The sequence below is a fragment of the Clostridium sp. JN-1 genome (assembly GCF_003718715.1).
Lineage (GTDB): Bacteria > Bacillota > Clostridia > Clostridiales > Clostridiaceae > Clostridium_AV.
Genome location: NZ_CP033465.1, coordinates 340,371 through 353,737, shown reverse-complemented (window position 1 = coordinate 353,737; position 13,367 = coordinate 340,371). Strand labels below are relative to the sequence as shown.

The following is a 13,367-nucleotide window of genomic DNA, read 5'->3' as shown; positions in this document are numbered from 1 at the left end:
AAATAAATATTTTTTTAACAATGTCATTTATATTATACAACAATCATTGATAAAAGCATAACAAAGTTTGAACCAAATATGTAAATAACTGGTTCAAACTCAGCATAAATTTATTCTAAATTTATTAAGCACCATCTTATGAGTTCATTTATCATATAATATCCATCCCAAGGAGAATCATAAATATTCATAATGCCAGCACTCACTATTCTATCAACTCCAAGGCTAGTTACTTCATCTGCAAATTTTAACACTCTGCTTCTATCCTTACTTGCAATACCTATTGTTTGAACTCTGCGGGTAATTAACTTTTTTATATCAAATATATTATCTACTTGTTTTACAAATATGCATCTTCCGCCAATTGGCTCTTCTAAAGTAAAATCATTATTAATCAAAATAGTGTACTCAAGACCTTTAGGGCAGTACAAATCCTTGTTGAGACTCAAGCCGTACAATCCACGTTCATTTATTATTTTTGCTGCAGTACTTTGATCAAGTATATTCGGATATCTGTTATTTATTTTCACAAAAGCTTGTGATAAAACCTGCACAATCTTTTTTAATGGCATTTTACTTTTTTCTACGAATAATACATGTGGAGATGAACAAGCTTGCTGGCCAAACAAAACTATATCAAGTACAAACTTTGTTATATAATTCTCAAAATCGTTACTTTCAATGGCACTTTTATCGAAAACTGCAAAAGAATACTTTGGTCCAAAAATTAAGTCTTTGCAAGTAGTTTTCTTAGGGAGGCTTGTTATTAAATTTACAGCATCTTCTCCCCCCCATACAACTCTTGCATCTGCAGCTTGTGACATACTCCTATTAAGTAATTTATCACTGCTTTCAAAGTACACAAAAGAAATACTTTTTAATAATATATCTGAGGAATATTCTCTTTCATCATATACAACCTTTATTCCATTTAAAAGTTCAAATAATTTCAATGCCGTATTCATGGTCTTTTTTGATACCCTTATGATATTTAAATTTTTAGCTATTAATGATTGAAGCATAGAGTAAATTGCAAGTGTGGGTATATTTCCTGCTATCCAATGACATACAATTCCTCTTCCCTGTGCTTTTATAAATTTTCCATTTCCTATATCAATAAATTCATCTAAACACTTTTTATTTTTCAAACTATTATCTATCAAACTTTCTATATTTGCCTTCTTTAAATAAAATGAGAGAAAAGGAGCTCCTTCTATTTTTAAAAGTTCCCTATTTGAGCTAAGTTTCTTACTATAAGCATCAAAAATCAAAACAATAACTTCAAATGGTAATGAATTTAATGCATCCAAATTTTTCTCCAAATTTAACTTTATTTCATTGAAGTCATTAAACTCTATTGGAGTGTCATATAACTTTCCATTTAATGAATAACAATTTATCAAATTTTATTCACCCTCTCTGCAAATGTATCTCCACATCCTCTAATCTCAGCTTTTTCAACACGTGATTTAAATTTAAAATACTTACCTTTTCTTCCACACTTACATGTGTCTATACCAACTAATTTCCCAATATCTTCTGTCAAAATTGCTTGAGATGGATAACTAGAACCAAGTGCACTCATTACTTCTATCATGCCGCTTTGTCCGCACTTAACTTCATTTAGAGTATTGAAATCTCTTATTATGATATCTGCAAAGTCTGGAACATGTTTATATCCGTACTCACAATCTAAAAAAACTACACCTACCTGCTCCACCATACCATAGAAATCTATTATATTTTTAGGATCAGTACCAAAGACTTCAGAAGTGTCCTTAATAAATTCTTCTTTTGATACCATTTGGGATTTTAACTTTTTCCATCCGCCACTGTGCAATAACTTCATTTTTGGGAAAGACAATCTTATATTTTTTTCTTTTAATACCTTCACAAATTTTGACCATATTATATAAGTAAACCCATAAACTAAAATTTCCGAATTACTATATTTATCTTGAAAGACATTAAGCTTTTCCATATTTATTTTAAGATCTTCACCGCACTTATCCATTACATATGTCATTTTATTTGCAAAACTACTTACTCCTCTAATTGCAGCACCTCTTGCAGTTAAAACACTTTTTTTTCCATTTACATCTCCATTATCTATCACAAGCATAGGTCTCCTCTTATCACCAAGGAAACTCCTAAGTGTAGATATTAATGCTTGTGATTGACGAATTGACGTCCTTCTATCTAAATATATTTTACTTGGTTTTCCAGTTGTAGTTGCACTAGAATTCAATACTCTTACAATATCTTTTTCACCGCATAATGAAAGATCAAATTCCTTAAACATATTTACAGGTATAAATGGAATTTCATCTAATCTAGAAATTTTAGAGATATCTATATTATTTTTTTCATACATACTCTTGATATTGACATTTACTTTATTATGTTCAAGCTCACTTTTCAGTATCTTAAGTAAAATCTTTTCTTTTTCGCTCTGCGGTATCATAAATTGAGTATTCAATATCATATTCTCCAATAATTCCTGATTTGTCATACATGCGCCACCTACTTCATTTCATTTTTTCTCTATTCTTTAAAGATTTGAGTAATACCTTTCCAGATGAGTTTTTAGGTAATGTTATTAAAAATTCAACATACTTAGGTACTTTAAAATTAGGTAATCTATCACGGCAATAATCAATTATATACTTTGAATTTATATTTGTACTATTACTTTTTAAAACAACAAAAGCCTTAATTGCTTCACCTAAAATATCATCTTCTACACCAATAACAGCACATTCCACTACTTCGTTAATCTCAACTATTACATTTTCAATTTCTTTAGGACTTATTCTATTTCCAGCACTTTTTATTATATTTTTTTCTCTCGATACTATATATATATATCCATCATCATCTATTTTCCCAATATCTCCTGTATGCAGCACACCATTTTTTAAAGCTTTTTTTGTTTCACTTTCATCATTAAAGTAACCTTTCATTATGTTTCCACCCTGAGCTACTATTTCCCCAATTTCTCCTGTCTTAACTTCAAGTCCTTCTTTATTTACCACCATGAGTTTTGTACCTGGAATTCCTTTGCCAATAGATCCTAATTTACTTTTTAATTTGGATGGTGGAAGGTATGACAGCCTTGCTGTAGCTTCAGTTTGACCATACATTATATAAATATCTGTTTCATTTAATATAGATGATAACTCAGATATAAAAACTTCAGGAAGCCTTCCTCCAGCTTGTGTTACATACCTCAGAGATGGAAACTTAAGTTCTTTCATATTAGTCATTCTAAGCAGTATTTGATAAGTACTTGGGACTCCTGCAAAACCTGTACACTTATATTTATTTATATGATCTAAAACAGTTTGTGGAAACATAAATCTATTGTTTATAACAATACTGCCGCCGCATCTAAAATGCGTATTTAAAAGAGAAGTACCATAGCAATAGTAAAATGGCAGTACTACTTCTACCCTATCTTTTTCTGTTAATTTTAAATATTTTATTATAGAATCTGTATTGCAGACTAAATTATAATGAGTTAGCATTACACCTTTAGGTTTATCTGTTGATCCTGAAGTAAACATTATAAGTGCTGTATCATCTTTTAAATCAATATCATTTCTTATCTCAATTTTTTTAATATACTTAAGTCCATTTAAATCCTTTTCAGTATATAGATCAACATCTTCTTTAATTATATCCTTTATCTTTTTCTTATATCTTTCTTGTGCAAATATTAATTTTATATTTAAGGACTGTATTATATATTTTATATCTTCAGTTGAGATAGATGGATTTATTGGAACACAAATGCTGCCATTTTTAATAATCCCAAAGTAAGTTTTTATAAAAAACAAAGAGTTTTCTGAAATTATAAGTACACTATCATGTTTACCATAATCTTTGCATCTTAGTAAATTTGTTATATACTTTATACCTTGATATATTTCTTCATAACTTATCTCTATTTTATCTATTACTGCTGTTTTATTTAACTTGCATGAGTTTTCAAAAACATAATCTGTAAAAGTCATATTTCAATTCCATACTTTTTTAATATTCTTTTTATATCACCGATAGTGTACATTCTTGATACATCAACTACATCTATACTTATTCCAAAGTTATCCTCAAATCCTGATATAAGCTCTACATGTGCTAGAGAATCCCAACTTTCTATTTCATCAGGTCCCATATCATCTTTTAACTTTTCCATACTCTTTATATTTAAAGTTTCTGAAATTATCTTATTGAACTTTTCCAAATTATTCATAAGTTTACCTCCTTGAGCATTTTTACATATTTAAAAAGCAATTGTCATGCCACCCCAGGGGTCCTTAATTTCCCATGATTTAATACTTTTTAACAAATTCATTAAAGTAAGCTGCAGTGAAGTTTGAGGATAGTATTTCAAAATCAACACTATCCTTAAACAGAGCCTAAATATAAATCACCTGGTGCAGCAATGCAACAACTTTAAGCTATAAATTGCACTGCTTTACGTAAAATGATGTTGCTATTATGCATCTTGTTTCTTTTTTGCAACATAGATAAACGCAGCTGCAGATTAAAAACTGCAGCTGCGTTTATATCCTATATACTTAAATCTGAGTTTATCCTCTCAATTTTAATTTTATCTTCTGCATTATCAACACCTATAGTACATCCATCATATATTTCTCCAGCTATTATCTGCTTTGCAATTTCAGTTTCAAGTGTATTTTCTATATACCTTTTAAGTGGTCTTGCACCATAAACTGGATCATAGCCTTCACGTGCCATTAACTGTTTAGCAGAGTTTGTAATTTTAAGTGATATATTCTTATCTTTTAATCTATTTTGTATATCTTTAACGAATATATCAATTATACCTTTTATTTCATCTGTAGTTAGAGGTTTAAAGAGTATTATATCATCAATCCTGTTTAGAAATTCAGGCTTAAATTTAATTTTCATGTCATTCATTACCCTATCCCTAATATGCTGTTCTATACCATTTTGGTCTTTATTTTCAAGTAAGTAATTACTTCCTATATTTGATGTCATTATTATAATACAATTTTTAAAGTCAACAGTCTTCCCCTGATTATCAGTAAGCCTGCCGTCATCTAGTATTTGCAAAAATATATTAAAAACATCATCATGAGCTTTTTCTATTTCATCAAATAATATTACACTATATGGTTTCCTTCTAACTGCTTCTGTAAGCTGACCGCCTTCATCATATCCAACATATCCTGGAGGAGCACCTATAAGTCTTGATACTGAGTATTTTTCCATATACTCAGACATATCTATCCTAATCATATTTTCTTCACTATCAAACAAATTCCTTGCTAAGGTTTTTGCAAGTTCTGTTTTTCCAACACCAGTAGGTCCTAAAAATACAAATGAACCTATCGGTCTCCTTGGATCCTTCATTCCAGCCCTAGCTCTCATGACAGCGTTCGAAACTGCAGCTACAGCTTCTTTTTGACCTATTACTCTCTTTGAAAGTTCATCTTCTAACCTCAATAGTTTTCGTCTTTCACCTTCTACTAATTTAGATACAGGTATTCCTGTCCATTTTGAGACTATTTGAGATATTTCCTTTTCGGTTACTTCTTCTTTTAACATTGCATTTTCATTATTTTGCTTTAATGCTGCTTCTTTTTCTTCAATTTGTTTTTCAATTTTAGGTATGACTCCATATTTTAATTCAGCAACTTTATTTAAATCATATTCCCTTTCTGCCTTTTCAATTTGTCCTTTTGCACTATCTAATCGCTCTTTTAAGTTTCTAACCTCTGTAATTTGTGACTTTTCTTTGTCATACTTTGAAGTAAGTTCCTTATCCTTTTCATTTAAATTACTAAGTTCTTTTTCAACAGTTTTTAATCTTTCTTGAGATGCTATATCTTTCTCATTTGATAATGCTTCTTTCTCAATTTTAAGTTGAAATATTTTTCTCTTTACCGTATCCATTTCTGCCGGCATGCTGTCTATATCAGTTCGTATCATTGCACATGCTTCGTCAATGAGATCTATAGCTTTATCTGGTAAAAATCTGCCCATTATATACCTATCTGATAACTTTGCAGATGCAACTATAGCCGAATCATGTATTCTTATACCATGATATATCTCAAACTTTTCCTTAAGACCTCTTAAAATTGATATAGAATCTTCTACTGTAGGTTCGTCAACAACTACAGGTTGAAATCTTCTTTCAAGAGCTTTATCCTTTTCTATATATTTTCTATATTCATCAAAAGTAGTAGCTCCAATACAATGCAGCTCACCCCTTGCGAGCATTGGTTTTATCAAATTACCTGCATCCATAGATCCTTCTGTCTTTCCTGCTCCTACTATAGTATGAATTTCATCTATGAAAAGTATTATCTTTCCGTCACTCTTTTCAACTTCTTTGAGTACAGCTTTTAGTCTTTCCTCAAATTCACCTCTAAATTTTGCACCTGCAATAAGTGCTCCCATATCAAGTGAAAAGATAATTTTATTTTTAAGTCCCTCTGGTATATCTCCTCTTACAATTCTTTCAGCTAAACCTTCAACTATTGCAGTCTTACCAACACCAGGTTCACCTATGAGGACTGGATTATTTTTAGTTCTCCTTGAAAGTATTCTTACAACTCTTCTTATTTCTTCATCTCTTCCTATTACTGGGTCTAGTTTATGCTTTTTAGCTTCTTCAACTAAGTTCCTTCCATACTTGACTAAAGCTTCATACGTTCCTTCAGGATCTTGAGTATCAACTTTTTGATTACCCCTTACTTTAGATAAGGCAACTAAAAAATCTTTTTTCTTTATATTAAACTTGTTTAAAAGGGCATCTGTATCTGCAGAATTAACATCCATGATTCCAATCATTACATGCTCTACACTAATATATGAATCCTTAAACTTTTTTGCAGCTTCTTCGGCTTTTACTAATACTTCTTCAAATCTCCTTGTAGCATATATTGAAGAGTTTTGAGCTCCTTCACCTAATACCTTTGGCATTTTTTCAAGAACTTTCTCTGTTTCGCTGTTGAGATTTGCTACATTAACTCCCATCTTTTCAAATATATTTGGAATCAGCCCATCTTTTTGTGATATTAAAGCATCAAAAAGATGAATTGTATCTATTTGTTGATGATTGTGTCTTACCGCTATAAGTTGAGCTTCATTTAAAGATTCTTGAACTTTTGTAGTCAATTTTTCAATATTCATAATAGCAGCACCTCCAATAAATATATTATAGTCAAAATTCAACTAATTTCAACTTTAAAAATTATATACAAAAAATCATAGTAATTTATTATTACTATGATAAAATTCAATACTTTACCTTTTTATATTAAATTATATCCTCTTTTCCATTTGTATTCCAAGATTAAAATACTTTATTGATTCTCTAACATCTCCCATTTTATGATACATGTCTCCCATTTCAATATATCTATTACAGATTTGACTGCTATTAGCAAACTTAAGCAGCGCATCTAAAGATAAATTCATATACATTTCCGCCAAATCCATCTTTCCTTGTTTCTCTAAAATCAATGCCTTGTAATGGTAAGCCATTTCTATAAAAACTACATTATCTAAGTCAATAGCATAATTTAAAGCTGTATCACACGTATCCTGTGCTATCTCTAAGACATCATTTTCAATTAACTTTTTAATACTCATGAGCAAAAATTTAACAAGATTCATTTTATCATCTTTAGGATAAGATTCTATAGCACTGCTCACATACTTTACTGCTCTTTTTTTAAGCCCAAGTGCAAACATAACAGCACCATAATTGTACATTGCTTGAGACTTATGCACTAAATCATCTTTATATAATTCATAAGACTTTTTTTCATATTCCTCAAATTTACCTGAGTTTTTCCTAAGTGAGAGTATGGCTAACATATGATAGGCTTCTGCTTTCTTGCTGTCATCTTCCATATAGTCAATTAAAGTAATCATCTTTTCAGCTATACTATATGATTTTTCATAATCTTCAAGCATGAGGTAACAAGCTGCTTCATTATAAGTAGCCCTACTTAACAGTTCGTAATTCTTCATATCATTGGATATTATTCTAACATTGTTATAATAACTTGCAGCTTGAGAAAATTCTTTAGTGGTATAAAAAAATTTAGCTATATCCATATAATATATAATTTCATTCTCTTTATTAAAACACTTGTGACAATAATCATAGTATTTTGATATAATTAGCTGTATTTTTTCAGTTTTACCTTTTTCTAAATAGTAATTGAATAGAAAATGCATTATATTAAGGCATATATCATAGTAATGGTACTTTTCTGCGAACTTCAAATTATAACTTAAATCTTTTTCATAATGATTGGAATACCCACTATTTTTTATATTATTTATGTTTTGTGTTATTTGATATTTAACATCCTGTTTTAAATAATCTCCATCTATTTCTAATCTTTTTGCAATAAAATCTAGTACCCACTTTTCAGGAACAACTTTATCATTTTCAATACAACTCATTTTAGATACAGATATCCTATTACTACATAACCTTTTTAATGTATATCCCTTATATATTCTAGCTCTTTTTATTTTTTGACCTGTAGAAAGTATCTCCATATTTTTCACCTATCCGCACTAAGGCTGTTTTAATATGCCAACTTTTTTAAAAGTTTCTACACCTTCATTTAAATACTTGGCAGCTTCCTTATCGTTATTATTATCTATATAAAATTTTCCTATCATTATACATATCTCTGCAGCGTCTTTGGTATATCCCATATTTTTCACAAAATTTAATGCCATAATTAAAGTACTTTCTGCCTCTTTTAAATTTGATTCTATTATATCTATTCTATATTTTAATAAGTAGTAGCTTACTAACGCTCTATCGCTTCCATTATCAATGTTATCCATTATATCATTTAAGGTAATTTTTGCATTTTCAATATCTTTTAGCTTTATGTAATTTTCACATATATTCACTAAAGTATCAACTATACTTTTATCTTTTGTCCTCAATTCTAACTCTTTAGCTTTGTTTAAATGTAAAAAAGATTCTTCAATATTATCAAATTCGTAAAACAACTTTCCCAAATTATTTTCTATCTTAGCTGCACAGCTGACATCTTCCATTTGTTTGTATATACTCAATGTCTTTTTGGAATACTTTATTGCATTATCAACGTCACCATTTTTACTATATTCCTCCGCTAATAGCAAAAGAGTTTTGGCATATTCATCTTTACTACCAAGCTGCCTAAATTTTTCTTTTGCAAGATATGAATAATTAATGGACTTTTCTAAACTTTCTAGTTTAAAGTATACACAAGCTATATAATAATAAATTTCTCCAAGTAAAAAGTCATTTCCTATTTCGTTGTCGTTATATACACTTTCTGCTTGCTGAAAATAACTGCAAGACGAGTGATATGCCTTTAGCTGCATTGTGATTTTGCCTAAATTTACAAATGTTTCAATTGTTTCTTCATAATTATTATGCTTTATAAAGAGCACATTAGCTGACAAGAAAAATTGCTGTGCTAAAGCAAATTCTTTTTTATTTATGTACATCATACCCCTAAGATATAAATTTTTTGCTTTTTTATATTCCAAATTATATTTTTCTGCATAATATAAAGCCTTTTCTATATATCGTTCTCCTTCATTTAGATCATCATTTATGATATATGATTCAGCTATATTTTCAAAGTATGTACATATTTTCTCTGCTTGAGTTTCTTCTGACTCCATAAGATATTCTATTGATGTATTCAAAGTATTTGCAAGATACTCTAATAAATCCATGCTTGGATTTGATTTGCCAGATTCCACAAGACTTATTTGTCCTGGGGTTATTCTATCACCTGCCAGGTCTTTAAGTGTCATATTAAGATCTTTTCTTCTTCTTTTTATCTTTTCTCCCAAAGATAATATTTCCATAAATCCCTCTTCCTTTACTACAATATAATTGTTATGGAATTTCATCTATTAAAAATTTCGTAAAGTACTTACTTAATTATAACATATTTATGGCAATAATATAAAAAATTTTAACAAAATAGGTTTTTTAATTTTATAAGTTTATCATTACTAACTAATTTTATCAAATCAAGTAAAAAATTGTGTGCTTTGAGCATATTTTATACCATCAAAGCACACAATTTATCAAATTTTTAAATTATCTCATAAAACCTCTCATGTCATCAAACACATCCCCAGCAGCATTTCTCATACATCTAGCAGTTTTTCTTACTCTCTTCTTAGTTGACCTATCAAGTCCCGGCATAAACATCATTCCCATTGCTGCTGCACCTAGTATTGCTCCAGCTGTCACAGTAGTTACAAATCTTTTATGCATATGAATTCCTCCCAATATTTATTTGTGAGTCGTATGACTTCATACATAGAATATGCACTTTCTTATTTATTAAACAATGAAAATTATAGAATTATAATACTAAATCCTCTGAATTGAGAGTTTCTCTTTCTAAAAGCATATTTGACAATTTTTCAAGTTTATCTTTTTCACATATAAGTAATTTTTTAACTTCTTCATAAATTGAATCTATAAAATTCTTACATTCATTTACAACTTCATCTTGATTTAAATTTAAACTTGAAATTTCATCTATATTAAGAAGTCCTAAAGTATTTCCCATTCCATATTGAGTTACCATATTAAGTGCTATTTTAGTACTTTGTTTTAAGTCATTATGTGCACCAGTAGTTATATAATCATTACCAAATATAATTTCTTCAGCAGCTCTTCCACCAAGTAATACCATTATTTTATTTTGCAAATACTTTTTATTTTGATACAATCTATCTTCTGGTATACTCAATGTATAACCCCCAGCTCCTTTAGTACTTGGTATAATTGTAATTTTAGATATCTTCTCGTTTGGAATAACCTTTAGTGAAACAATAGCATGTCCAGCTTCATGATAAGCTGTAATTTTCTTATCAATATCTTTTATATAACCTCTATTCTTCTTTTCATATCCAGCAAGAACTATTGAAAAGGCTTTATCAAGATGAATGTTTTTTATAACTTTACTGCCGTCTTTACATGCTAGTATTGCCGCTTCATTTACTAAATTTTCTATTTTAGCTCCTGAAAAATACGATGTCTTTTGTGCTAATTCACTTATATTTATATTGCCAATAGGTTTATTTGATAAATGCAACTTTATGATTTTTTCTCTTGCACATCTATCAGGAAGCATTATTTCTATATGTCTGTCAAATCTTCCCGGTCTTAGAAGTGCAGGATCCAGCATATCCAGCCTATTTGTAGCTGCCATTACAACGATACCCTGGCTTTCATTAAATCCAGACATCTCAGTTAATAGTGCATTTAAGGTTTGGTCTCTTTCATCTGATCCACCTGTTGATTTTCCGCTGTCTCTCCTTTTACCTATAGCATCAATTTCATCTATAAATATAACAGCTTTTCCATTAGCACTACTTCTAGCTTTTTTAAATAACTGTCTTATACGACTTGCTCCAACCCCAACATAAACCTGGATAAAATCCGAACCTGAAACAGCATAAAATGGTACATTTGCTTCATTTGCAACTGCTTTTGCAAGAAGCGTCTTACCAGTACCTGGTTCTCCATATAGTATAATACCCTTAGGCATTCTAGCTCCATATAAAGAATACTTTTCAGGACTCCTCAAAAAATCTACAATATCCTGTACACTTTCCTTCGCTTCCTCGTTACCAGCTATATCCTCAAATGTATAATTAGTATCCTTTGCTTCCGAGGCATCCATAGAATCAACAGACAGCATTCTCTTAGATTTTATAGTTGAAGATTTCATTGTCATTATTAAAAATATAGCTATCGAAGCTATCAATCCTATAGTAGGTATTAAACTTTTAAAATCGAGTGGTAAATTTTCTGAAACTGATATATCTTGTTTTAATAAATCTTCCTTAAAATCATCTGTTCTTGGATTATCAGTCTCGTAAACTTTTCCATCTTTAAGCTTAACCATTATCTTAGAAGAATTAGTTACATAAACATTAGTTATTTTTTTAGCTGATACATCCTTTTGAAATAGAACATAAGATCTATAATTTACAGATCTATGTGAGAAGTTAGCAAATATTAAAGCAATCCCAAACAAAATAGCTGTAACTATCGGAATTATTCTAAACTTATTTTTATACTTTTTCATTAAATTTCACCTTTCTAATCAATAATATTTCTATGTTCTTCTCTCTATTTAAAGATATTATAATACTTTTACCTTTTAGTCTAATCAAAATCATAAAATTTGTTAAAGTAGTTTATGGAATAATTGTTTTAATTCAGCATAAGATTAGTTTTAGTTAGAGTCTTTATAACTTGATAATTTTCACAGTAGAAGAAGATTCAAATTTATTGTATACTTTATTTATAAATATTAAGAGGGGAGAATTTATATGAAGGTTTCGGCTGCTAAATTTATTTTAACCGGACAGGATATACTTGAAATTATAAACGATTTTGTAAAGATAGATGATCTTAAAATAGATAGTATAGAAATACAAGAGATAATAACTATAAAAGGAAGCTATAATATGAAACTTATAGTTCCATTTCAAGCTAAAATAGGAATAGGCAGTATATATGGTAATATAATTAATTTAAAAATATTTAGCATAAATGTTTCAAAAATAGGTATGCTCAGCAGTTTTAAAAATATGTTTTTGAAAAAGCTGTTAAATGATTATGCTGACTATGGGGTAGAACTAAAAAAAGATACTTTAACTGTCAACTTGGATTTAATATACAAGTTGATTCCATACTTGAACTTAAACTTAAGACAAATAACAATTGTAAAAGACAAATTGGAAATAGATGCTCAAAATATAGTCTATGATCCAAATAAACCTACAGAGGCTTTTAAAAAAAAAGCAAATAAATCTTTATTAAAAAACAAATATAGAGAGAAAAGAGAACAAATTTTAAATAAGGTTCCAAACAGTTATGAAGATATAATACAATATGCAATGTTTATTCCCGATATAACAATATTACTGTGGAAGTTATTTAAGGATAAAAGAGTTAAAAGTACGATTAAGATAATGTTAGCAGGAGCAGTAGCTTACTTAGCAAGTCCAATTGATATATTTCCTGATTTTATACCTTTTATAGGTCAAATTGATGATGTAGTTATAATATTTTTTATATTAAATTGCATAATAAATGAAATACCACAAAAAATCATATTAGAAAATTGGGAAGGTAAGGAAAATATAATTCTTTTAACTAAACAATTTATAAATAACGCATCCAAAATAATTGGAACTCAAAATGTAAGTAAGCTTCTATCTTCTGTAAAAAGTTTGTTTAAAAAGAGGGGCTAATAAAATACATATTTAAGATTTAACTATACTTAATATTCAGAGGGGAC

10 protein-coding genes are annotated in these 13,367 nt (G+C 29.0%); 1 reads left to right on the top strand and 9 read right to left on the bottom strand.

Annotated features, from left to right (window positions below; genetic code table 11):
• Positions 1 to 110 precede the first annotated feature (110 nt).
• The 9 genes from EBB51_RS01740 to EBB51_RS01700 form a co-directional block, all read right to left on the bottom strand.
• Complete coding sequence (locus EBB51_RS01740) at positions 111 to 1,403, bottom strand: acyl-CoA reductase (RefSeq protein WP_123052863.1); 1,293 nt, start codon at positions 1,401 to 1,403, stop codon at positions 111 to 113.
• A complete protein-coding gene (locus EBB51_RS01735; protein WP_123052862.1) occupies positions 1,400 to 2,512 on the bottom strand; it encodes an acyl-protein synthetase in 1,113 nt (370 codons plus the stop codon). Before EBB51_RS01735 ends, EBB51_RS01740 begins: the two co-directional genes overlap by 4 nt.
• A gap of 16 nt (positions 2,513 to 2,528) precedes the next feature.
• Positions 2,529 to 4,016: an AMP-binding protein gene (locus EBB51_RS01730; RefSeq protein WP_123052861.1), complete on the bottom strand. Its 1,488-nt coding sequence runs from the start codon at positions 4,014 to 4,016 to the stop codon at positions 2,529 to 2,531.
• Entirely contained in the window at positions 4,013 to 4,255 is a 243-nt protein-coding gene (locus EBB51_RS01725) for an acyl carrier protein (RefSeq protein ID WP_123052860.1), read from the bottom strand. Before EBB51_RS01725 ends, EBB51_RS01730 begins: the two co-directional genes overlap by 4 nt.
• A gap of 320 nt (positions 4,256 to 4,575) precedes the next feature.
• A complete protein-coding gene (clpB, locus tag EBB51_RS01720) occupies positions 4,576 to 7,191 on the bottom strand; it encodes an ATP-dependent chaperone ClpB (protein WP_123052859.1) in 2,616 nt (871 codons plus the stop codon).
• Between the two features lie 132 nt (positions 7,192 to 7,323).
• Complete coding sequence (locus tag EBB51_RS01715; protein ID WP_123052858.1) at positions 7,324 to 8,577, bottom strand: transcriptional regulator; 1,254 nt, start codon at positions 8,575 to 8,577, stop codon at positions 7,324 to 7,326.
• An 18-nt stretch (positions 8,578 to 8,595) separates the two neighbouring features.
• Entirely contained in the window at positions 8,596 to 9,900 is a 1,305-nt protein-coding gene (locus EBB51_RS01710) for a helix-turn-helix transcriptional regulator (RefSeq protein WP_123052857.1), read from the bottom strand.
• A gap of 238 nt (positions 9,901 to 10,138) precedes the next feature.
• Positions 10,139 to 10,318, bottom strand: coding sequence for a YtxH domain-containing protein (locus tag EBB51_RS01705; protein WP_123052856.1), 180 nt, complete (start codon positions 10,316 to 10,318; stop codon positions 10,139 to 10,141).
• A 91-nt stretch (positions 10,319 to 10,409) separates the two neighbouring features.
• Positions 10,410 to 12,146 (bottom strand): FtsH/Yme1/Tma family ATP-dependent metallopeptidase, encoded by a 1,737-nt coding sequence (locus EBB51_RS01700; RefSeq protein ID WP_123052855.1) that lies wholly within the window; start codon positions 12,144 to 12,146, stop codon positions 10,410 to 10,412.
• Positions 12,147 to 12,393: 247 nt separating this feature from the next.
• Between EBB51_RS01700 and EBB51_RS01695 the strand changes: the two genes are divergently transcribed.
• Positions 12,394 to 13,320, top strand: a complete 927-nt coding sequence (locus tag EBB51_RS01695; RefSeq protein ID WP_123052854.1) for a DUF1232 domain-containing protein — start codon at positions 12,394 to 12,396, stop codon at positions 13,318 to 13,320.
• Positions 13,321 to 13,367: the final 47 nt, after the last annotated feature.

What these genes read in the sequence shown, in the direction of transcription:
- EBB51_RS01735 (WP_123052862.1), bottom strand. Translation starts at nt 2,512, where the DNA reads ATGACAAATCAGGAATTATTGGAGAATATGATATTGAATACTCAATTT.
- EBB51_RS01730 (WP_123052861.1), bottom strand. Translation starts at nt 4,016, where the DNA reads ATGACTTTTACAGATTATGTTTTTGAAAACTCATGCAAGTTAAATAAA.
- EBB51_RS01725 (WP_123052860.1), bottom strand. Translation starts at nt 4,255, where the DNA reads ATGAATAATTTGGAAAAGTTCAATAAGATAATTTCAGAAACTTTAAAT.
- clpB (WP_123052859.1), bottom strand. Translation starts at nt 7,191, where the DNA reads ATGAATATTGAAAAATTGACTACAAAAGTTCAAGAATCTTTAAATGAA.
- EBB51_RS01715 (WP_123052858.1), bottom strand. Translation starts at nt 8,577, where the DNA reads ATGGAGATACTTTCTACAGGTCAAAAAATAAAAAGAGCTAGAATATAT.
- EBB51_RS01710 (WP_123052857.1), bottom strand. Translation starts at nt 9,900, where the DNA reads ATGGAAATATTATCTTTGGGAGAAAAGATAAAAAGAAGAAGAAAAGAT.
- EBB51_RS01705 (WP_123052856.1), bottom strand. Translation starts at nt 10,318, where the DNA reads ATGCATAAAAGATTTGTAACTACTGTGACAGCTGGAGCAATACTAGGT.
- EBB51_RS01700 (WP_123052855.1), bottom strand. Translation starts at nt 12,146, where the DNA reads ATGAAAAAGTATAAAAATAAGTTTAGAATAATTCCGATAGTTACAGCT.
- EBB51_RS01695 (WP_123052854.1), top strand. Translation starts at nt 12,394, where the DNA reads ATGAAGGTTTCGGCTGCTAAATTTATTTTAACCGGACAGGATATACTT.